Here is a 20155-nt window from a genome sequence, read left to right as displayed (position 1 = left end):
CAACGTCTGCGGATGTGCGCCAAGCCTGCCACTGTTGAACGCGGCGTGTCCGCTAGGTTGGGCACGACCCGACACACAGGAGCCGCGATGGCCCAAGGCTACCGGCAGGGCGCCGACTCGGGCCTCGACCCGGTCGCGTGGCGCCGGCTCGTCGACGGCTTCCACGAGGCCGTGGTGGTGTGCGACCCGGAAGGGGTCGTGCGCCTGGCCAACCCGCTCGCCGCCGTGCTGTTCCCCGAGGCCAGGCCCGGTGCGCCGGCGACGCCGCACGGCCGTGCCCAGGACCTGGGCGGCGGCTGGACCGCGTGGTACCGGGGTGTCGAGGACTTCCTGGACCGGGCGTCGCAGCGGCTCGCGGTGCTGACCGACCGCGAGGAGACGTTGCGGACCGTGGTCGAACTCGCGCCGTCGGATCACCCGGTCGTGGTGGTGCCGGGTGCGCGCGGTCGGCTGGAGTGGTGGCGGCGCGACGGGTCCGGCGTGGCCGTGGCGCGCACCACGCGGCAGGTCGCGGGGACGGTGCCGGGGCTCGTGGACGTGCTCGACGGGGCCGCGGCGCACGCCGAGATCACCCAGCCGGGCGCGGCTCCGTGGGGTCGGCCGGCCGGTGGCGGCGTCGCCGTGTCGTTCCACGGGCACGGGGCGCTGGTCAGCTTCGGCACGCCGCGGGACCTGGAGCTGCTGACCCGGTTCGCCGAGCGCGCGTCGGCGGCGCTGGACGCCAGTACGCGGTTCAGCGAGCAGGAGAAGACCGTGGAGGCGCTGCGGGCGGACCTCCTGCCGCGCCCGCTGCCCACGCTCGCGGGCGCGCGGCTGGCGCGGGTCTACGAGCCCGCGCACCGGCGCAACCTGGTCGGCGGCGACTTCTACGACGTGCACCCGCGCGAGGACGGCAGCGCCGCGTTCGTGCTGGGCGACGTGGCGGGCAACGGGCTGGAGGCGGCCGTGCACTCCGGGCGGGTGCGGCAGTCCCTGCACACCCTGCTCCTGGTCGAGCAGCGGCCCGCGCAGCTGTTGCACCTGCTCAACTCGGCGCTGCGGGCGGCGGGCAGCCGGCTGTTCACGACCCTGGTGGTCGGCAACCTGGTGCCGGTGCAGGCCGGTGGCCTGCGGGTGACGCTGGCGGCCGGCGGGCACCCCGCGCCGCTGGTGCTGCGGTCCGGCGGGCGCGTGGACGAGGTCGCGGTGCACGGCGGGATCGTGGGCGTGCTGCCCGAGGTGAAGTTCCAGCAGACGACGGTGGCGCTGGCGCCGGGCGAGACGTTGTTGATCTACAGCGACGGCGTGACCGAGGCGCGGGCCCACGGCGACCGGGAGGACCTGTTCGGCGACGTCCGGCTCAAGGCGGCGCTGGCCGAGTGCGTGGGGCTGCCGGCGCCCGCGGTGGCCGAGCACGTGCGGCGGGTCGTGTTCGACTGGCTGGGCGCCGCCGAGCACGACGACCTGACCATGCTCGTCGTGCAGGCGGAGGACTGATCAGTGGGTGGCTTCGTCGACGGTGTCGTGGATGTGCATGACCTCGGTCAGCTCGGTGAGCCGGAACAGCTTGTGCACGGACGGCTGCAACGAGGCCATCCGGAACTGCCCGCCCGCTGTGTCCAGGCGGCGGTGCCAGTCGAGCATCAGGGACAGGCCGGTCGTGTCCATGAACGGCACGCCGGTCAGGTCCACCACCACCCGCTGCCCCGGAGTCTCTTCGAGGTGGTCGGAGAGCACGGGCACGGTGTCCGCGTCCAGCTCGCCCGTCACCGCGACGACCGTCCAGCCGCCGCGCACCTCACTGCGCACCTGCAAGTCCATCGCGTCCGCGCCTTCCCGCACGACGGGTGCCGTGCCGCTACAGATCGTGCAGCACGCGGCTCACCGACGCGACCACTGGGTGGTCGAAGGGAGGAATGTGCGACGATGCGGTAACGGCCGATCAAGGGGAGCGGATTGTGCGCAACGAGCCAGCGACGCCGGTGGCCGTGACGCTGCCCGCGACCGCCGGCGCGTCCGCGCAGGCCCGCCGCATCGTCGGCGAGGCGGTGGCGGCGTGGGGCGTGGCGCCCGACGTGGCCGAGGACGCGGCACTGGTGGTCACGGAGATGGTGTCGAACGCGGTGGACCACGCCGCGGGGCCAGTCGAGCTGAGCGTCAGCAGGACGGACACGGGGGTGCGGATCGAGGTCTCCGACTCGTCCCCGACCCAGCCGACCCCGAGACCGATCGAGGTCGACTCGGCGCGCGGCCGAGGCCTGATCATCATCGCCGCCCTGAGCCGCGAGTGGGGCACCACGCCGACGGCGACGGGCAAGACGGTGTGGGCGGAACTCGCTTAGGCCCTGGTCGGGGCGCCGGCGGCACGAACAGGAGTGGGTGACGCGGGCAGGCGCGAGCGGGCGGGCTTTCGGATCCCGGATCCCGGATCGCGGGTTGCGAATCACCGGTCGTGGGTCGGCGAGGCGCGGCGCAGCGCGGTGGTGCCGACAGTTGTGGCGGATCTCTCACGGCAACGGTCCCCGGCCGAAGGGGTGGCCGGGGACCGTTGGGGGTCACGCCGCCTTCATGCCCTGCACGCCCCACGGCGTGACGGTCAGGGTGTAGGTGGTCGTGCCGGTCTTGCCGTCGGAGGACGTCGCCTTGATGGTCACCTGGTAGGTGCCCGGCGGCGTCTGGAAGTTCGTGCTCAGCAACACGCTGCTCGTCCCGCCCTGCGCGATCGTGGTCGGGTTGAACTGGACCTGCGTGCCGGCCGGGTTGCCCGACGCCGACAGCACGAGGCTGCCCGTCCCGCCCGACGCCGTCACCGAGAACTGCGCGAAGAAGCCCTGCTGCACCGTGCCCGACGACGGGTTCGCGGTCACCTTCACGTCACCCACCGGCGGCGTGCCGCTCTCCACCGTCAGCGACAGCGTGGTGGAAGCCGTCTTGCCCCCGGCGGACGTGCCGGTCACCGTCACCGAGTACGTCCCGGCCGGAGTGGTCGCCGCCGTCTCCACCGTCAGCTTCGCGTTCGAACCGGTCGCCACCGAACTCGGCTGGAACACCGCCTTCGCACCCGACGGCAACCCCGACGCCGACAACGTCACCTGCTCCGAACCACCCGAACCAGCCACCGACGTCACCGTCGTGGACGCGTACTTCCCCGCCGCCACCTTCACCGACGACGGCGACAGGCCCAGCGTGAAGTCACCGGGGACCTGGTCGCCCTCGACCGTCAGCGACAACGTGGCGGTAGCCGTCTTGCCCCCGGCCGAAGTGCCGGTCACCGTCACCGAATACGTCCCGGCCGGAGTGGTCGCCGCCGTCTCCACCGTCAGCTTCGCGTTCGAACCGGTCGCCACCGAACTCGGCTGGAACACCGCCTTCGCACCCGACGGCAACCCCGACGCCGACAACGTCACCTGCTCCGAACCACCCGAACCAGCCACCGACGTCACCGTCGTGGACGCGTACTTCCCCGCCGCCACCTTCACCGACGACGGCGTCACGCCCAGCGTGAAGTCGGACTGCGGCGCGCCGACCTCCTGCTTGACCCAATCGCCCATCTCGTTGGTCAGCCGCCCGTACACGCTGTACCACTTGAAGTCGCTGCGGCTCCACGACGCGACACCGACGATCTTGCCGTCCACCACCAACGGCCCGCCGCTGTCCCCGGGCAGGATGGTCACCCGGCCGTCCGAGTACCCCGCGCAGATCATGGTCGCCGACTTGAAGCCCGCGCCCACGCCCTGGCACTGCGTGTCGCCGTTGACGATCGGCAGGGTCGCCTTGTCCAGCGTCACGTCGCGCGAGGTGTCGTTGAAGTCCTTCTTGCCGTACCCGAAGCCCTGGCCGCTCTTGCCGGGCGCGGCCAGGCCCGAGTCCGCCGACGTGGCGAACTTCGCGTACTGGCCGCCGCGCACGGGGATGTCGTCGGCGACCGTCACGACCGCCACGTCGTAGCCCTGGTCGAAGTTCACGTACTTCGGGTGCTTCTTGTACTCCACGACCTTCGTGCGGAAGCCGCCGGGGGCGTTGAGGTCGTCCAGGCCGTACAGGAAGCTCTTCTCGCCGGCGGCGTCGGCGCAGTGCGCCGCGGTGAGGATCTTGCGGGGCGCGACGACCGAGCCGGTGCACGACTGGCCCTGCGGACGGCTGCCGCCCTCGCGCAGGCCCGCGATGATCGCGGGGAACTCGTCGACCGTGGCGTCCTGGCCGTTGTGGAACAACGCGCCTGCGTCCGATCGGGTGGGAACCGTGTCGCCCTCGAAGTTGGCGGCGGGCGCGTTCCCCGGTGCGGCGGAGGCTCCCGCCAGGGGCAGCAGCGGTAGCAGGAGGGCCGCCGCGACGAGGGGCGCGAGGCCCCCGGGACGTGGTCGTTTCACTGTGCTTCCCTTCCAGGCGAAGAGCCACCCCAGCAGGGGTCGGGGCGGCACGCCCACTGTCGGGGGACGCCCGGTCGGGAACAATCAGGGACGTGATCCGTAGGGGTACGGCACTTATTCGCGGGTACTCCCCTGGTGGACGCAGTCGGTTCGGAAGGAGGACAGGTGTCCACCACCCAGGAGACCGGCCAGGTGACCGGTACCAAGGACAAGGACTACAACATCATCTGGTTCGTGGAGGCGTGCCTGAGCAACGCCCTGCGGCTGGAGACCTACATCGCCGACGCCGAGCGCGCCGGTGACAGCGAGTTGGCGGAGTTCTTCCGCCGGGCGCAGGGCGAGAGCCGCAAGGGCGCCGAGCAGGGCAAGGCGCTGCTGGCCGCCCGGCTCTAGGAAACCGGCGGCGCGCCGCCGGCTCCAGGAACCGGCGGCGCGACGGCAGACCGAACGGGGCCGCCCCGCGTGGGACGGCCCCGTTCGTCGTGCGCGGTTACGGCTGCTCGCCGAAGTTCCGCAGGCCTTCCTTGGCCTTCTCGGTGCCCTGCTGGATCCGCTCGGAGTGCTGCCCGCCGGTCTTCTCGTCCACGAGCCCGCCGGCCTTGTCGATCCCTTGCTCGGCCTTGTCGCCGTGTTGCCCCAGCGCGTCCTTGGCCTTGTCCTTCAGCTCGTCGAACTTGTCGCCGATGCCCATCGTCGAACACCTTCCTGACGCTGACGCTTGCCGGGTGTCCGGCGTGGACACCCCGAGCGGGGTTACCCGGCCCGGCCCGGACCCGCTCCCGGATCCACCCCATCGAGGGATGCGCGCCGGGGTGGCCGGGCACTAGACCGGGTGACGGCGGAAGGAGCACGGTGACCGACCTGGCGACCCTCTCGGCGGACTACTCCGCGGCGCTGCTCGCGTTCGACCCCTTCGGCGCCACGGCGTTCGGCGCGCCGGGCCACGACGACGCGGTGCCCGACCCCAGCCGGGCGGCCGACCGGGCGCACCTGGACCGCCTGGCCGCCTTCCAAGCCCGCCTGGCCGCCCTCGCGCCCCCGGACGACGCGGTCGCGCCGCGGGACCTGGTCACCCGGGACATGCTGGAACGCCTGCTCGCCGACCAACGGGCCGAGCTGGCGGCGGGCCTGGGCGTGGGCGCGTTCGAGGTGGGCGTGACCGGCACCATCGCGGGCCCGCAGAACGCCGTGTTCGCCGTCGTGCCCACCGTGCGCCCGGCCGACGAGGAGGCCTTCGCCGCCTACCTGCGCCGCCTGTCCGCCCTCGGCGGCTACTTCGACGCCCTGGGCGCCCGCTACGGGCAAGCCGCCCGCGAGGGCCGGCACTCCACCGCCACCGGCGTCCGCCAGGCCGTCGAGCAGCTCCGCGCCTACCTGGCGTCGCCGCTCGCCGGTGACCCGCTCCTGCGGCCCGCGGCCGGTGACCCGGACCGGCTGGACCGGGTGGCGGCGGCCGTGGCGCGCGCCGTGCGGCCCGCGGTCGCCCGGTTCACCGGCACGCTGGCGACCCTGGCCGGGCGCGACGACGACCGCGTGGGCCTCTGCCACGTGCCCGGCGGCGAGGCGGCGTACGCGGCGGCCACCCGGTCGCACACCTCGACGTCGCTGAGCCCCGAGGAGCTGCACCGCCTCGGCCTGGACCAGCTGGCCCGCGTGCACGAGGAGGTCGCCGCGCTGGGCGGGCGCGTGTTCGGCACGAGCGACGTCGCGGCGGTGCTGCGCCGGCTGCGCGAGGACACCTCCCTGCGCTTCGACACCGCCGAGCAGATCGTGGCCACGGCCACCGCCGCGCTCGACCGGGCGCAGGCCGCGCTGCCGCGCTGGTTCCACCGCTACGACATCGCGCCGTGCGTGGTGCGACCGATGCACGAGGTCGAGGCGGAGAACTGCACGCTCGCCTACTACCTGCCGCCCGCCGACGACGGCTCCCGGCCCGGCGCGCACGTCGTGAACACGCACGACCCCCGCTCCCGGCCGCGCTACGAGTACGAGGCGCTGGCGTTCCACGAGAGCGTGCCCGGCCACCACCTCCAGCTCGCCCTGGCGCAGTCGTCGGCCGACCTGCCGGGCTTCCGCCGGTTCGGCTACCTCACCGCGCACGCCGAGGGCTGGGGCCTGTACTCGGAGCGGCTGGCCGACGAGATGGGCCTCTACAGCGACGACCTCGCGCGCATGGGCATGCTGTCGTTCGACGCGTGGCGCGCGAGCCGGCTGGTCGTGGACACGGGGATGCACCACTTCGGCTGGTCCCGCGACCGGGCGATGGCGTTCCTGCGGGACGGGACCGCGCTGTCGGAGGTCAACGTGCGCAACGAGACCGACCGGTACATCGCGTGGCCCGGCCAGGCGACCGCGTACCTGGTGGGCCGCCTGCGCATCGAGGAGCTGCGCGCCCGCGCCGAACGCGCCCTGGGCGCGCGCTTCGACATCCGCGACTTCCACCACCGGGTCCTGGCCGACGGCGCGGTCCCCCTCGACACCCTGACCACCGTCGTGGACCGCTGGATCGCCGGATAACCTCGCCGGGTGGCGGACGACCAGGTGGCGGACGGCCCGGTGACCGACGACCCGGCGGCGGTGGCGGCCGCGGTGGCGGCCGCGGCGCACGAGCGCTACGCCGCCCTGCGCCCGGTGCCCGGCGCCGTCAGACCCACGACGGTGCTGGTGGCGGGCGTTCCGGGCACCGGCAAGAGCACGCTCGCCGAGGCCCTGGCGCGGCGCCTGCGCGCCCCGGTGTTCTCGATGGACTGGCAGCTCGGCGCGCTCGTGCCGTTCGGGGTGCTGCACGCCGACAACGCCGAGCCGCTGGCCGAGACCGTGATCACGGCGTCCGTGGCGCGGCAGCTCCAGCTCGGGCTGGACGCGGTCGTGGACGCCACCGGGCACCGGAGGGAGACGCGGCGGCGGTGGCGGGAGGTCACCGAGGAGCTGGGCGGGGCGTTCGTGGGCGTCGAGTGCGTGTGCTCGGCCGAGGACGTGCAGCGGGCGCGGGTGGAGGGGCGGTCGCGGGGCATCCCGGGGTGGCACTCGACGGTGTCGTGGGCGCACGTGCTGCGGATGAAGTCGCTGTGGGAGCCCTGGGACGAGCCGCACCTGGTCATCGACTCCGCGGTCACCCCGCCCGAGGAGGCCCTGCGGCGGGTGGTGGACGCCGTCCGCTGAGCCGCCGGCCACCGGGCGTTCACCCGCGTGTCGCCCGCGCGGGCTACAAAGCGCGGACCGTCGAAGGGTTGGAGGTCCGGGTGGCGCGTCGTGCGGTTGTGCTGGCGGGGGTGGTGGCCTGCCTGGTGTCCTCGGTGTCGCCCGCCGCGGCGACGACACCGGAGCGGTTCGAGCGGGTGGCGACGCTGCCGGTGTTCCGCAACAGCGGGGCGGAGCAGCACACCGCCGCCGAGATCGCCGCCGCCACCGCCGACGGCCGGATCGTCGTCTACACCGACTCCCCCGCCGAGCGCATCGGGTTCGCCGGGGTCGAGCGGGACGGCGCGCTGACGCCACGCGGCGTGCTCGCCGTGCCCGGCGAACCGACCTCGGTGGACGTCGTGGGCCGGCTCGCGCTGGTGGCCGTGCGGACCGGGGCCGCCGCGGGCCGGTTGCTCGTCGTGGACGTGGACACGCGGGTCGTCGTGGCCACGCACGACCTGGGCGGTCAGCCGGACTCGATCGACATCTCGAAGGACGGCCGGTACGCGGCCGTCGCGATCGAGAACGAGCGGGACGAGGACGTGAACGGTGGCGCGTTGCCGCAGGCCCCGGCCGGGTTCCTGGCCGTGGTGGACCTGGTCGGCGCGCCCGCGGCGTGGAGCGTGCGCCGGGTCGGGCTGACCGGCCTGGCGCAGGTCGCGCCGGAGGACCCCGAGCCCGAGTACGTCAGCGTGAACGGCCGTGGCCAGGCCGCGGTCACCTTGCAGGAGAACAACCACATCGCCGTCGTGGACCTGCGGACCGGCACCGTCGTCCGGCACTTCCCCGCCGGCGCCGCGACCGTGACCGGCGTGGACGTCGCCGACGACGGCCGGATCGACCCCACCGCCACCGTCACCGCCGCGCGCGAGCCCGACGCCGTGGCGTGGCTGGACGACCGCACCCTGGCCACCGCCGACGAGGGCGACTACCGGGGCGGCTCGCGGACGTGGACGGTGTTCGACGCCGAGGACGGGCAGGTGGTGTTCTCGTCGGGCAACGAGTTGGAGCAGGTCGCCATCGAGCAGGGCCAGTACCCGGACGGGCGGTCGGACAACAAGGGCGTCGAGCCGGAGGGCCTGGCCGTCGCGACCTTCGGGCGGCACCGGTACGCGTTCGTCGGCCTGGAGCGGGCGAACCTGGTCGCCGTCTACGACGTGGACGACCCGCGCCGGCCCCGGTTCGTGCAGGCCCTGCCGACCGGGGTGGGCCCGGAGGGCGTGCTGCCGATCCCGGCCACCGGCACGCTCGTGGTGTCCGCCGAGGAGGACGCGGCCGACGACGGCGTCCGGTCGTCGCTGACGTCCTACCGGCTGACCCGCAAGCCGCTCGCCGTCTCGCTGGCGCGCAACGCGGGTTCGCCGTCGATCGTGTCCGACGGCATCGGTTTCGGCGCCCTGTCGGGGCTTTCCGGCGTGCCGGGCGACCACCGGCACGTGGTGGCCGTGACCGACTCGGCGTACCGGCCGACCCGCGTGCTGACCATCGACACCGTCGCCGCGCCCGCCCGCGTGGCGGCCGAGCTGACCGTCCGGAAGGACGGCGCGCCGGTCTCCTACGACGGCGAGGGCATCGCGGCCAAGCCGGGCGGCGGGTACTGGCTGGCGGCCGAGGGCAACGGCAAGAAGGTGCCCAACCTGCTGGTCGAGGTGGACGCGGCGGGCGCCGTGCTGCGGGAGGCGCCGCTGCCCGCAGAGGTCGCGGCGACCGCGTCGGGCAACGGGTTCGAGGGGGTGGCGCTCGCCGGCGGCCACGTGTGGGTGGCCGTGCAGCGCGAGTGGAAGACCGACGCGCCCGGCCAGGTCGCGCTGGCCCGGTTCACGCCGGCGACCGGCGAGTGGGCGTTCGTCGCCTACCCGCTGGACGCGGCGACCACCGGGTGGGTGGGCCTGTCGGAGCTGACCGCGCTGGACGACCGGACGCTGCTGGTGCTGGAGCGGGACAACCAGCGCGGCGACGCGGCGGTGACGAAGAAGGTCTACCGGGTGGACGTGTCGACGGTCGCGCCGGTGCCGTTCGGCCAGCCGAAGCCGTTGCTGCGCAAGGCGTTGGTCCGTGACCTGCGGCCCGCCCTGACCGCCGGCGGCGGCACCGCCCACGACAAGCCGGAGGGCTTGGCCGTGGTCGGTTTCGGCCCGCTGCGCCGCCTGGTGGGCGTGGTGGACAACGACGGCCTGGACGACGCGCCGGGCGAGTCGGTGTTCCTGCGCCTGGGCTGGGTCCGGTAGGGGTTCGGCGGCTTAGCCGCGCGTCGGAGGCGCGCCGTTGGACACGGCGCGCTCCAACGCCCGCCGGACCTTGCCTCCGGCGAAAGCGTCCCGCAGGTGCAGCACCGAACCATCCACAAAGGACAACCGAACGACCGGCGGGACGCCGAGGCTGTTGCCCACGAACACCGAGTCCAAGCGGGCGACCTGGGACGCGGGGATCTCGGCGTGGGTGGTGAATACCGTCTGCGGGTCCCTCAACAGCAGTTTCGTCGGGTAGACCACGGCCACCCGCCGGTCGCTGACCGCCAGCCGCGCCAGCCCGCGCGAGTGCGCGAAGTGGTCGGCGAGCCGGACGGCCGCGTCGGAGGACTGCCGCGCCAGCACGAAGTAGCCCACGCTCAGGTCGTCCACCCAGTCGACGTCGGGGTTCGCGGTGACGTGCTCGGTGGGCAGCGGCCAGTGCTCCTTGCCCAGCTCCAGCAACGGCACCGTGCCGACCGCCCGGAACGGCACCACCACGTCCCCGCCGATCCGCGCCGCCACGTGCGCTTCGATCGGCGGCAGCCCCAGCAACAGCCGCTCGCCGGGGTCGAGCCAGAACCGGCCCAGCTCGCGCTCCACGATCTCGTCGTGGCCGTCGAACGTCATCGCGCCCCACCCGTCAACTCGACCGCGCGCTGCACGAACTCCGGCTGCGCGAACACGAAGTCCACCCCGGAACCGTCCACGAACGACACCCGCAGGCACGGCTTGCCCTTGCGCTCGGACGGCCCCACACCGCCGATCTGCCCGCGCGGGAACTCGTGCACCACGGCCATCTCGGGCACCACCACCGGCTCACCGGACGTGTTCGGCCCGTAGTCGTGGTAGCTGCCCGCGACGATCTTGGCGACGTCCACGCCGAAGTCCACCACGCTCTTGCCGAAGCTCATCGTCTTGCCCAGCAACGACTTCTCCGGTTCGGGCGCGGTCTTCGGCGCCACCACCCGGGACACGACGAGCCGCTGCGCGGTCAGCGTCCACACCGAGCCGTGCCGCTGCCCCGGCGTGCCGATGGCGGGCACCGCCTGGTGCGCGAGGCACCCCGGGCCCGGCCCGAAGACCACGTGGTCCGCGACCGGCTTGTTGTTGTTCCCGCTGTCGCCCTCGCTCGGCCCGAACACCATCGAGCCGACGAACTCCACCGCGAACCCGCCGACCCCGCGCCCGACGGCGCGCGCACCCCGCCCGAGCAGGCTCCCGCGCGGGTCGCCGACCTCGTCCAGGCCCTCCACGTCGAGGTAGAAGGCGCTGCGGGCGGTCGCCCACAGCAGTTGCTCACCGGGACGGCACACCCGGAGCCGGGACACCAGCCCGGCCCCGGGCGCGGAGTTGAAACCGCTCACTCGTACTCGAACCCGCGGTTCATGGCGTCCTGCCGCTCCTCATCCGACGACGGGTCCTGCCCCTTGTTGTAGCCGTACTTGATGCCCTGCTCCATCGCCAGGCCGGGCGCGTTCTCCATGATGCCGTTGGTGATCGCGGTGGGCACGTGCGTGGTGCCGGACATGCCCGCCATCCGCAGACCGGCCTCGGTGAGGTTGGTGGTCAGCGCGTTCGCGCCGTCGCCGTCCACGCCGTAGCGGGCCGCGAACCGGTTGCCGGTCTTGGACGCCATGGTCGCGGCCTCCTCGACACCGTTGACCACGCGCGGCGACGCGTCGGCCTTGGTGACGATCTTGGCCAGCGGGTTCGCGTCGATCTGGCGGGCCAGCCACTTCTGCGCCATGTTGCCGTCGCGCAGCCCCTCGGCCTGCTCCACCAGCTTCTTCAGCGGGCCCTTGCGCAGCTTCTGGAGCATGTCCTCCAGGCGCTTGATCAGCGGCATCAGCTTGCTCAGCAACTGGCTGACCTTCATGCCGAGCCGGCCGCCCGCGATCGACACCTGCGCGGTGGTCAGCGCGCCCGCCGCGCCCAGCGAGCCGCCCGCGGTGATCCAGGACGCCGCGATCGCCGCCAGCCACTCGATGATGAGGCCCATCACGAGTTCCTGGAGGATGTCGATGCAGATCTCCACGAACGCGTCGAACAGGTCCGCCGCGATCTCCAGGATCTGCTGGACGTTGCGGATCTCGTTGGCGAACGCCTTCGCGCCCTCGGCGAACTCGCCCATCTGCTGCCGGAACTTGTCGCCGGCCTGGCCCTTCCACGCCTCGGCGGTGGACTGGGCGCGGTTGTTCTCGTGCTCACCGGCCTGGTCGAGCCACTCGGCGACCTTCGCCCAGCCCTGCGCGGTGCTGCGCATCTGCTCCGGGTCGCCGATCGCCGGCTCCAGCACGAACTCCACGATCGGGCTGATCACCAGGCCGATCAGGAAGCCCAGGCCGTTGTCGATGAACGACTGGCCGGGGCTCATGACGAGCTGGAGCTGTTCCATGCGGGCGTTGACCGCGGCGATCGCGACGTCCGGCGGGCTGCTGGCGCGGGCGATGTCGCCGGAGGTGCTGACCCACGAGCTGCCGTAGCCGCCGTGCTGCTCCAGGAAGCCCTTGCTCTTGCTCGCGCCCGCGCTGTTGAGGTCGCCGAGCCCGCCGGGGCCGCTCATGCCCTTGTCCAGGTCGCTGAACGCGGACCGGATGAGGTCCTCGACCTCCAGGTAGGTCTGCGCGGTCTGCTCGGCGCGCTCGGCGACGCCCTCCATGAACGTCTTGGCCTTGTCGGCCATGTCCTGGCATTCCTGGAGGCTGTCGAAGTACTTGAACGCCATCAGCTCGCCCAGCGGGCCGAAGCAGTCGTCGGACACGCGCGCCTGCTCCAGCAAGCCGGCCAACTGGCCGAAGTTGCCCGCGGCCTCCCGCGAGCCCTTGCTGTGCGCGAGCAGCGCGCCGCTGTCGACGTCGTAGCCGGTCACTGTCCCCCCGTTACCTCAAGATCGATCCGAAGCCCTCGTCGTCGTCTCCGACTTCCGGGGCGGCCGGTCGGTTCCGCGGCGCGGGCGGCCGGTTCTGCTGCCACCCCGGCTGCGGCGGCCCGGCGGGCTGCGGCGGCCGGCCGGGCGGCACCTGCGGCGGCGGCGTGTGCCGGCCCGGCGTCTGCCGGCCCGGCATCGGGTGGGGCGGCGTCTGCTGGGCCGGCATCTGCTGGGGCGGCGCGCCGGTCACCGGCTCCGGGCCCAGCGGCTGGATCGGCGAGTGCGCGCTGAACGCCTCCTGGAACTGGGCGGCCTTGTCGCCCAGCACCGGCCCGACGGTGTCCTGCAACGCCTGCGCGGCGTTCTGCGTGGCCTGCCGGATGGTGCCCAGGATCTCCTGCTGGAGCTGGGTGTGGCTCATCCGCATGGCGTTCGGGGAGAGCTGGAGCCCGAGCACCGCGCCCGACGGCGCGACGGTCACCACGACCGACCCGTCGCCGTTGCGTGCCTGCCCGCGCAGCTCCGCCAGCTTGTCCTTGATCTGGGCGACCTTGCCCGCCTGCTCCTGGAACGAGCGGATGGCCTCGTCCAGGCGTGCCCTGCGATCCGGCACCGGTAGTCCCCCTGTCACCGCAGGTGTTGCTCCATCGGGCCCAACCGTAGCAACGCCCTGCCCGCCGCGTGACCGGAATGGAGCAGGCCCGCACCGCACGTGAAATCCCAACGAACTTCGTTCACCTGAAGTCAACCATTGCCAAGAGCCGCTGCGTCGCGTTTGACTGGGGCACCAGTTGGCCGCTCGGCGACAACCGGTGGAGGTGAGCGTGATCAAGAAGATCGCGGTGGTTCTCGGCGTGCTCGCGGGAGTGCTCGTCGCGCCCGTGCCCGCGGGGGCGGCGCTGCCCGTGGTGGACATGGAGGCCGTGCTCAAGGCGGCGCAGATCGACCCCCGGCGGGCCGACTCCGCGATCACGCCCGGCAGCGGCGAGAGCGTGCTCCAGGTCGAACGGGCGCTCAGCGCGAAGGGCCTGCTGCCCTCGACCTACGTGGACGGCCACTTCGGCACCCGCACCATCGACGCCTATGCCGCCTACCAGCGCTCGCTGGGCTACACGGGCCTCGACGCGTCCGGCTTCCCCGGCCCCACGTCCATCCAGAAGCTCGGCGAGGGCCGCTACACCGTCACCCGGCTGGTCTCGGCGGGCAGCCGCACGACCTACCACAGCGCCACGATGAACACCCGCACCAAGGCCATGCTGGTCGAGGCCGAACGCCTGCTGGGCCGCTCGCTCGGCATCACCCAGGGCTCGTACAGCACGAGCAACCCGGGCTCGGCCGGCACCCACGACGGCGGCGGCGCGCTGGACATCTCGGTGTCCGGCATGACCGCCACCACCCGCACGACCGTGGCCCGCGTCCTGCGCCAGGTCGGGTTCGCGGCCTGGATCCGCACCCCCGACCAGGGCTTCGCCTACCACATCCACGCCATCGCGCTGGCCGACCCGGACCTGTCCCCGGCCGCCCAGCACCAGGCCGGCGACTACTACCTGGGCTACAACGGCCTGGCCAACCGGGGTCCCGACGACGGCCCCGCGGTCACGCCGAAGGAAACCTGGGAGGAGTACCGGCGCTGATCGCCCGATCGGGGAAACGATCAAGCGTGCGAACCTGTGCGCACCCGGCGCCGCCGCACAGGAGAAGTTCGAATGCGAAGACTCATCGCAGCACCGGCCGTCGTCGCCCTGGTCCTGGCGACGACGGCCGCCGCGAGCCCGTCCATCGTGGACCCCCGCAACGGCGGCCTGCCCTGCGCCGCCACGCTGCACTCCCACCCGGACCGCCTGGCGGTCCGCGTGGTCGAACCCGGACCCGAGCAGACCGTGGACTTCGCGCTGTGGCCGCGGGAGGCCCCGGGCGAGCGCGTGGAACGGCCCGGCGTGGCCGTGAACCCGGCCGGCACGGCGTGGACGTCGATGCCCGGCACGTTCGGCCACGGCCGTTCCTACGCCTGGCAGGCGCGGCTGACGGGCATGCCGTGGACCCCGGAGTGCCACTTCACCGTGGACACGCTCGCGCCGCCCCACCCGACCGTGACCTCGCCGAACTACCCACCGGCCTCCAGCGGCCCCGCGCCCGCCGACCAACCGGGCACCTTCGTCCTCGACGGCGGCGGCGACCCGGACGTGGCGGGCTTCGAGTACGGGTTCCAGGAGGAGACGACGGGCCGGCGGTGCGAGGTGCAGGCGTATGGCGACCTGGTGTGCGCCGACCCCTTCGACCACCCGGGCACGGTCCGCGCCGGCACCCCGGGCGGTCGGGTGGAGGTGCTGGTGCACCCGCCGGGCGGGTTCGCGCGGCTGTTCGTGCGGTCGGTGGACGCGGGCGGGCTGCGCTCGGAAGCGGTGGTCTACGAGTTCATCACCTGACCACCGAGTGGAAGGCGGGCGGTGGCCTTGTGAGCCACCGCCCGCCCTCTCTCCACCTGCACCGGACAGTTGGTCTAGAAGGTGATGCTCCAGCCGTCGATGGTGCCGGTGTCGTAGGAGTACACGTCGGTCACGCGCAGCTTCCACGTGCCGTTCTTGTTCTCCGACGACGTGTTCACCGTGAAGGTCTCGTGGACCCCCGCGGAGGAACCCACGCCACCGGCCTTGCGCAACACGATCACCGCACCCGACGGACCCACCAGATCGATGGCCAAGTCACCGGAATAGGTGTGGTTGATATCCACCTTCACCTGCGTGGACACCGTGCCCACACCGTCACAGTTCGACACCGCGACCGACGACGTCACCGCCGCACCAGCATCCGGAATCGCCACGTCGTCGCTGTTCGAACCGCCGGCGCAGGCGGGCGGGGTGCCGCCGCCGAACGCCGTCGTGTAGAGCAGCTTGTTCGGCGACCCCGTCCCCGGGTTCTTCACCACACCGCTGGTCGCGTTGTCCACCAACGCCTTCAGCACCTGCGCGGGCGTCGCCGACGGGTTGCCCGCCAGGTACAGCGCCGCACCGCCGGCCACGTGCGGCGACGCCATGGACGTGCCGCTCATGTTGGTGCTGCCGGTGTCGCTGGAGTGGCTCGCCGACGTGATGTTGTTGCCGGGCGCGAAGATGTCCACGCACGAGCCGTAGTTCGAGAACGACGCCCGGTTGTCCTGGTTGTCCGTGGCGCCGACCGCGATCACGTTGGTGTTGCGCGCGGGACCGGTGCCGCAGGCGTCGGCCGAGCTGTTGCCCGCCGCCACCACGAACGGGACGCCCGCGGCGGTCAGGCGCGAGATCGCCTCGTCGCCGATGCCGGGGGTGTCGAAGGTGAAGCTGCCGTTGACCACCGCGGGCTTGACCGCGTTCTTCGCGATCCACTCGATGCCCTCGACGCCGTCGGAGTCCGGCGCGCTGCCGCCGCACCCCAGGATGCGCACCGCGACCAGCTTGGTCTTCTTGGCCACGCCCCAGGTCTTGCCGCCGATCGTGCCGGACACGTGGGTGCCGTGGCCGTTGCAGTCCTGGGCCTCCGGGTCCTCGTCGACGAAGTCGTAGCCGTCGGCCGCCCGGCCCTCGAACTCCGCGTGCGACTTGCGGATGCCGGTGTCCAGGACGTACGTGGTCACGTTGGACGCCGTGGTGTTGTAGGTGTACTTGGTGTCCAGCGGCAGGTTGCGCTGGTCCACCCGGTCGATGCCGTAGGTCGCGTTGTTCTGGGTGTCGGCGACCCGGGCCGTGCCGTCCTGGTACACCCTGGCCACCGCCGGGTCGGCGGCCAGCCGCCGCGCCTGCCGGTCGGACAGGTCACGCACCAGGAAGCCGCGCATCGCCACGGTGAACACCGACTTCAGCCGCCCGCCGTACCGGCCGACCAGCGCCTCGGACTCGGTCTGGATCTGCGCCTGGGTGCGCGGGACGTCCTTGAGCGACACCAGGAAGCTGCCCGCGAACGGGCGCTTGGCCGGGACGTAGTCGGCTGCGGCCTGGGCGGACGCCGGCGGCGCCAGGCCCAGGGCGGCCAGGGCGGCGATCGCCGACGCGGCCGTCAGTCGTGCCTTCATCTCGCTGTGCCTCCAACGATCGCAGGGAAATCAGAAGGAGAGGGACCAGCCGTCGATGGCGCCGGTGTCGTACGAGTAGACGTCGGTCACGCGCAGCTTCCACGTGCCGTTCTTGTTCTCCGACGACGTGTTCACCGAGAACGTCTCGTGGACCCCCGCGGAGGAACCCACGCCACCGGCCTTGCGCAACACGATCACCGCACCCGACGGACCCACCAGATCGATGGCCAGGTCACCGGAATAGGTGTGGTTGATATCCACCTTCACCTGCGTGGACGCCGTGCCCACACCGTCACAGTTCGACACCGCGATCGACGAGGTCACCGCCGCGCCAGCATCCGGGATCGCCACGTCGTCGGTGTTCGAACCGCCGGCGCAGGTGGCCGGCGGGCCGCCGATGAACCCCGTGTAGAGCAGCTTGTTCGGCGAACCCGTGCCGGCGTTCTTCACCACGCCCGCGGTGGCGTTGTCGGTCAGGGCCTTCGCCACCTGGGCGGGCGTGGCGGCGGTGTTGCCCGACAGGTACAGCGCCGCCGCGCCCGCCACGTGCGGGGTCGCCATCGACGTGCCGCTGATGGAGTTCGTGCCGCCGTTGTGCCAGGTGGAGGTGATGCTGGTGCCCGGCGCGAAGATGTCCGTGCACGACCCGTAGTTGGAGAACGTCGAGCGGGTGTCGGAGCTGTCCGTGGCGTTGACGGTGATGGCCTCGGCCGTCCGCGCGGGGGACGTCGAGCACGCGTCCTTGTTGTCGTTGCCCGAGGCCACGGCGAAGGTGACCCCGGAGGCGACGGCGCGCCGCACCGCGTCGTCCACGGACGAGTCGGCCGACCCGCCCAGGCTCATGTTGGCCACGGCGGGCTTGACGGCGTTCTTGGCCACCCAGTCGATGCCGCCGATGACCTGCGACCACTGGCCCGAGCCCTGGCAGTTCAGCACCCGGACGCCGACCAGCTTGACGCCCTTCGCGACCCCGTAGGTGGTGCTGCCGATGGTGCCGGCGACGTGCGTGCCGTGGCCGTTGCAGTCCTGCGCGACCGAGTCGTTGTCGATGAAGTCGTAGCCGTCGACCGCGCGGCCCCCGAAGTCGCTGTGCGCCTTGTGGATGCCGGTGTCCACGACGTACGCGGTGACGTTGGACGCGGTGCCGGCGTAGTTGTACTTCTTGTCCAACGGCAGGTTCTTCTGGTCCACCCGGTCCAGGCCCCAGGTCGGGTTGTCCTGGGTGCCGGTGGCCTGCGCGACGCCGTCCTGCTCGACGTAGTCCACCGCCGGGTCGGCGGCCAGCCGGCGGGCCTGCGCCTCGGACAGCGTGACCGAGAAGCCCCGCAGGGCGGCGGTGTAGGTGAGCTTGAGCGCGCCGCCGTACCTGTGGGCCAGTTCGCTCGCCTTGTCGGGGGTCCGCCGCGCGTCGACCGCGCTGTCCTTCAGGACCACGATGTAGGCGTCCTTCACCGTGCCCGGCTCGTTCGCGCCGCGGATCGTGCCCTCCGGCGCGGCGGCGTACCCGTAGCCGTAGCCGTACAGCGTCAACGCCGACGCCGCCAGGCAGGCGGTGACGACCCGTCGCCGGGTCGAGCGATCTTGTCGCATCGGGGGTTCTCCGTTCCACTCGGCCGCCCAGCAGGGGTTGTGAAGACCGGCGGCCACGTGGAACCCACCTTCGGGCGACGCGCGAGCGTGAACAATCCGGGTAGTACTACGTAGGGCTACGCAAACTAACCGGGGTTTCACCCGATGTCGCGGTGGGCATCCCCCGGTACCTCATCGAGTCGTGGTTGGCGGTAGCGCAATGTCCGAAGGCGGGAGACAGATCGGCGTCCTGGACGTCGGCTGCTTCAGCGCTCACCTGCTCGTGGTCGCCGACCACGGGCTCCGACCCGTGCTCAACCACAAGGTCCGGCTGCGCCTCGACCAGGCCCTGGACGACACCGCCCGGGTGCGCCGCAAGGGGGTGGAGCAGGTCGTGGCGGCCGTGCGGGAGTCGCTCGCGGTCGCCGAGCGGGCCGGGGTCAAGCACGTCCTGCCCTACGCCACGTCCGTCCTGCGGGACGCGCCCAACGCCGCCGAGGTGTTCGCCGAGATCGCGGCCGGGACCGGCGTGGCCCTGCACGTGCTGTCCGGCGCCGAGGAGGCGCGGCTGTCCTACCTGGCGGCCCGGCGCTGGTTCGGCGCGGGCCCCCTGCTCGTGCTCGACATCGGCGGCGGCACGGTGGAGCTGGCGGCCGGTGACGCGGCGGAGCCGGCGGTGGTCGGGTCGCTGCCCTACGGGGCGCGGACGGTGAGCAGGCGGCCGGTGCCGATGAAGAAGGTGCGCCGGCGGGTCGCCGACCTGCTCGGGGACGTCCGCGGGCACCGGGCGGTCGGCTGCTCGAAGGTGTTCGAGCAGCTCGCGCGCCTCGCCGGGGCCCGACCGCAGCGCGACGGCGTGGCCGTCCCGCGCTCGCTGAACGTGACCGACCTGCGCCGCTGGATCCCGCGCCTGGAGTCGATGCCGCCCGCGAAGCGCGCCGCCCTCCCGGGGATCTCGCGGCACCGCGCCGGGCAGGCGCACGCGGGCGCGGTGGTGGCCGAGACGCTCATGCGGGCGACCGGACACGACGAGGTGGTGATCTGCCCGTGGTCGAGTCGGGAGGGGCTGCTGCTCACCCTCCTGGACGCCGCGGGCTCCGGCGAGAAGTGTCGGGTGGCCTGAAAGGACTGGCGGGGGATGCTGGCGTTGTCGGTCGAGGCCCACCGGACGGGGTGCGCGGTGGTCGTGGCGACCGGGGAGTTGGACCTGGCGGGCGCCCGCCGCGTCCTGGACAAGCTGGACCGGCTGGTGACCGAGGGCCGGGACCGGATCGTGCTGGACATGTCCGGGGTCGCGTTCTGCGGCGCGCAGGCGATGAGCGCGCTGGTGCGGACCCGGGCGCGGGCCCAGCGGGCGGGCGGGTGGCTGCGGCTGGCCGCGGTGCCGCCGCACGTGCGGCGGGTGTTCGGCAAGACCGACCTCGACCGGCTGTTCCCGCACTTCCCGGACGTGGCGTCGGCGGCGGCCGGGCGGGCGGTGCCCGAGCAGCGCACCGCGCCCCACCCGGCATACGAGCGCCGCTCACCGGGTAACCCGCCCGGGTGACCACGCACAGACGCGACATCCCGGCCTTGCCCGACCTGGTGTTCGCGGCGGCCGTGGAACCCCAGCGGCTCGCCGACTGGTTGCCGCCGCCACTGGACGTCGTCGGGCTGGCCGAGGACATCCTCATCCTGCGCGACGACGGCAGGCTCACCCAGGTGCGCCTGGCCGCCGACTTCGACCACCTCCGCCTGACCTGGGAGTCGCTGGCCGACCCGACCCGCCGCGGCAGCCTGGCCGTGAGCCCGCTGGGCGTGGGCCACAGCGTCGCGGAGCTGGAGGTCGAACCCGACGACGAGGAGTTCGCCGACCGCCTCCTCGACGCCCTCGCGAAAGAAGTTGAGGCCACCTTCACCGCCGGCTGAT

20 protein-coding genes are annotated in these 20155 nt (G+C 72.9%); 11 read left to right on the top strand and 9 right to left on the bottom strand.

The window, feature by feature from the left end; translation table 11 throughout:
• Positions 1-87 precede the first annotated feature (87 nt).
• Positions 88-1476, top strand: a complete 1389-nt coding sequence (locus tag AB0A74_RS27570) for a PP2C family protein-serine/threonine phosphatase (protein WP_358253845.1) — start codon at positions 88-90, stop codon at positions 1474-1476.
• Here the strand turns inward: AB0A74_RS27570 and AB0A74_RS27565 are convergent, their stop codons facing one another.
• The gene (locus AB0A74_RS27565; RefSeq protein ID WP_309112302.1) at positions 1477-1800 is read right to left on the bottom strand and encodes an STAS domain-containing protein; all 324 of its coding nucleotides are present in this window, start codon (positions 1798-1800) and stop codon (positions 1477-1479) included.
• A gap of 137 nt (positions 1801-1937) precedes the next feature.
• Between AB0A74_RS27565 and AB0A74_RS27560 the strand changes: the two genes are divergently transcribed.
• Complete coding sequence (locus tag AB0A74_RS27560) at positions 1938-2321, top strand: ATP-binding protein (RefSeq protein ID WP_358253843.1); 384 nt, start codon at positions 1938-1940, stop codon at positions 2319-2321.
• 213 nt (positions 2322-2534) lie between these two features.
• On the opposite strand, the gene AB0A74_RS27555 is transcribed toward AB0A74_RS27560, so the two are convergent.
• On the bottom strand, positions 2535-4349 hold the full coding sequence (locus AB0A74_RS27555; protein ID WP_358253841.1) for a trypsin-like serine protease: 1815 nt from the start codon (positions 4347-4349) through the stop codon (positions 2535-2537).
• Between the two features lie 165 nt (positions 4350-4514).
• On the opposite strand from AB0A74_RS27555, the gene AB0A74_RS27550 reads away from it, so the two are divergent.
• On the top strand, positions 4515-4742 hold the full coding sequence (locus tag AB0A74_RS27550) for a hypothetical protein (protein ID WP_343934886.1): 228 nt from the start codon (positions 4515-4517) through the stop codon (positions 4740-4742).
• A 97-nt stretch (positions 4743-4839) separates the two neighbouring features.
• Here AB0A74_RS27550 and AB0A74_RS27545 read toward each other — a convergent pair whose 3' ends face one another.
• Entirely contained in the window at positions 4840-5040 is a 201-nt protein-coding gene (locus AB0A74_RS27545; protein ID WP_358253839.1) for an antitoxin, read from the bottom strand.
• A gap of 161 nt (positions 5041-5201) precedes the next feature.
• On the opposite strand from AB0A74_RS27545, the gene AB0A74_RS27540 reads away from it, so the two are divergent.
• The 3 genes from AB0A74_RS27540 to AB0A74_RS27530 all read left to right on the top strand — a co-directional run bounded on the left by AB0A74_RS27540 (position 5202) and on the right by AB0A74_RS27530 (position 9760).
• Positions 5202-6866: a DUF885 domain-containing protein gene (locus tag AB0A74_RS27540; RefSeq protein ID WP_358253837.1), complete on the top strand. Its 1665-nt coding sequence runs from the start codon at positions 5202-5204 to the stop codon at positions 6864-6866.
• A 9-nt stretch (positions 6867-6875) separates the two neighbouring features.
• Positions 6876-7511, top strand: coding sequence for an AAA family ATPase (locus AB0A74_RS27535; protein ID WP_358253835.1), 636 nt, complete (start codon positions 6876-6878; stop codon positions 7509-7511).
• Between the two features lie 80 nt (positions 7512-7591).
• On the top strand, positions 7592-9760 hold the full coding sequence (locus tag AB0A74_RS27530) for an esterase-like activity of phytase family protein (protein WP_358253833.1): 2169 nt from the start codon (positions 7592-7594) through the stop codon (positions 9758-9760).
• A 12-nt stretch (positions 9761-9772) separates the two neighbouring features.
• Here the strand turns inward: AB0A74_RS27530 and AB0A74_RS27525 are convergent, their stop codons facing one another.
• The 4 genes from AB0A74_RS27525 to AB0A74_RS27510 are packed head-to-tail and all read right to left on the bottom strand — an operon-like array spanning position 9773 to position 13245.
• Positions 9773-10390, bottom strand: a complete 618-nt coding sequence (locus AB0A74_RS27525; protein ID WP_358253832.1) for a hypothetical protein — start codon at positions 10388-10390, stop codon at positions 9773-9775.
• Positions 10387-11127, bottom strand: coding sequence for a hypothetical protein (locus tag AB0A74_RS27520; protein WP_358253830.1), 741 nt, complete (start codon positions 11125-11127; stop codon positions 10387-10389). Before AB0A74_RS27520 ends, AB0A74_RS27525 begins: the two co-directional genes overlap by 4 nt.
• A complete protein-coding gene (locus AB0A74_RS27515; protein WP_358253828.1) occupies positions 11124-12632 on the bottom strand; it encodes a WXG100 family type VII secretion target in 1509 nt (502 codons plus the stop codon). Before AB0A74_RS27515 ends, AB0A74_RS27520 begins: the two co-directional genes overlap by 4 nt.
• Positions 12633-12642: 10 nt before the next feature.
• Entirely contained in the window at positions 12643-13245 is a 603-nt protein-coding gene (locus AB0A74_RS27510) for a YbaB/EbfC family nucleoid-associated protein (protein WP_358253826.1), read from the bottom strand.
• Positions 13246-13468: 223 nt separating this feature from the next.
• Between AB0A74_RS27510 and AB0A74_RS27505 the strand changes: the two genes are divergently transcribed.
• A complete protein-coding gene (locus AB0A74_RS27505) occupies positions 13469-14266 on the top strand; it encodes a peptidoglycan-binding domain-containing protein (protein ID WP_358253866.1) in 798 nt (265 codons plus the stop codon).
• Between the two features lie 72 nt (positions 14267-14338).
• Complete coding sequence (locus AB0A74_RS27500) at positions 14339-15058, top strand: hypothetical protein (protein ID WP_358253824.1); 720 nt, start codon at positions 14339-14341, stop codon at positions 15056-15058.
• A 74-nt stretch (positions 15059-15132) separates the two neighbouring features.
• Here the strand turns inward: AB0A74_RS27500 and AB0A74_RS27495 are convergent, their stop codons facing one another.
• Together AB0A74_RS27495 and AB0A74_RS27490 are read right to left on the bottom strand one after the other, a co-directional pair.
• On the bottom strand, positions 15133-16677 hold the full coding sequence (locus tag AB0A74_RS27495) for a S8 family serine peptidase (protein WP_358253822.1): 1545 nt from the start codon (positions 16675-16677) through the stop codon (positions 15133-15135).
• 30 nt (positions 16678-16707) lie between these two features.
• Positions 16708-18267, bottom strand: a complete 1560-nt coding sequence (locus AB0A74_RS27490; RefSeq protein WP_358253821.1) for a S8 family serine peptidase — start codon at positions 18265-18267, stop codon at positions 16708-16710.
• 199 nt (positions 18268-18466) lie between these two features.
• Here AB0A74_RS27490 and AB0A74_RS27485 point away from each other — a divergent pair, with 199 nt between their 5' ends.
• Genes AB0A74_RS27485 through AB0A74_RS27475 form a run of 3 tightly spaced genes read left to right on the top strand, consistent with a single transcriptional unit; the run spans position 18467 to position 20154 of the window.
• A complete protein-coding gene (locus tag AB0A74_RS27485) occupies positions 18467-19369 on the top strand; it encodes an exopolyphosphatase (protein ID WP_358253819.1) in 903 nt (300 codons plus the stop codon).
• Between the two features lie 15 nt (positions 19370-19384).
• Positions 19385-19792, top strand: a complete 408-nt coding sequence (locus AB0A74_RS27480) for an STAS domain-containing protein (RefSeq protein ID WP_358253817.1) — start codon at positions 19385-19387, stop codon at positions 19790-19792.
• The gene (locus AB0A74_RS27475; protein WP_358253815.1) at positions 19789-20154 is read left to right on the top strand and encodes a hypothetical protein; all 366 of its coding nucleotides are present in this window, start codon (positions 19789-19791) and stop codon (positions 20152-20154) included. Before AB0A74_RS27480 ends, AB0A74_RS27475 begins: the two co-directional genes overlap by 4 nt.
• Position 20155: the final 1 nt, after the last annotated feature.

The organism is Saccharothrix sp. NPDC042600, from assembly GCF_040647305.1.
Classification (GTDB): domain Bacteria; phylum Actinomycetota; class Actinomycetes; order Mycobacteriales; family Pseudonocardiaceae; genus Actinosynnema; species Actinosynnema mutabilis.
The sequence above is the reverse complement of the archived record's forward strand: the minus strand, read 5'-3'. Positions and strand labels throughout refer to the sequence as shown.

What these genes read in the sequence shown, in the direction of transcription:
- AB0A74_RS27545 (WP_358253839.1), bottom strand. Translation starts at nt 5,040, where the DNA reads ATGGGCATCGGCGACAAGTTCGACGAGCTGAAGGACAAGGCCAAGGAC.
- AB0A74_RS27500 (WP_358253824.1), top strand. Translation starts at nt 14,339, where the DNA reads ATGCGAAGACTCATCGCAGCACCGGCCGTCGTCGCCCTGGTCCTGGCG.
- AB0A74_RS27495 (WP_358253822.1), bottom strand. Translation starts at nt 16,677, where the DNA reads ATGAAGGCACGACTGACGGCCGCGTCGGCGATCGCCGCCCTGGCCGCC.
- AB0A74_RS27485 (WP_358253819.1), top strand. Translation starts at nt 18,467, where the DNA reads ATGTCCGAAGGCGGGAGACAGATCGGCGTCCTGGACGTCGGCTGCTTC.
- AB0A74_RS27525 (WP_358253832.1), bottom strand. Translation starts at nt 10,390, where the DNA reads ATGACGTTCGACGGCCACGACGAGATCGTGGAGCGCGAGCTGGGCCGG.
- AB0A74_RS27490 (WP_358253821.1), bottom strand. Translation starts at nt 18,267, where the DNA reads ATGCGACAAGATCGCTCGACCCGGCGACGGGTCGTCACCGCCTGCCTG.
- AB0A74_RS27480 (WP_358253817.1), top strand. Translation starts at nt 19,385, where the DNA reads ATGCTGGCGTTGTCGGTCGAGGCCCACCGGACGGGGTGCGCGGTGGTC.
- AB0A74_RS27565 (WP_309112302.1), bottom strand. Translation starts at nt 1,800, where the DNA reads ATGGACTTGCAGGTGCGCAGTGAGGTGCGCGGCGGCTGGACGGTCGTC.
- AB0A74_RS27570 (WP_358253845.1), top strand. Translation starts at nt 88, where the DNA reads ATGGCCCAAGGCTACCGGCAGGGCGCCGACTCGGGCCTCGACCCGGTC.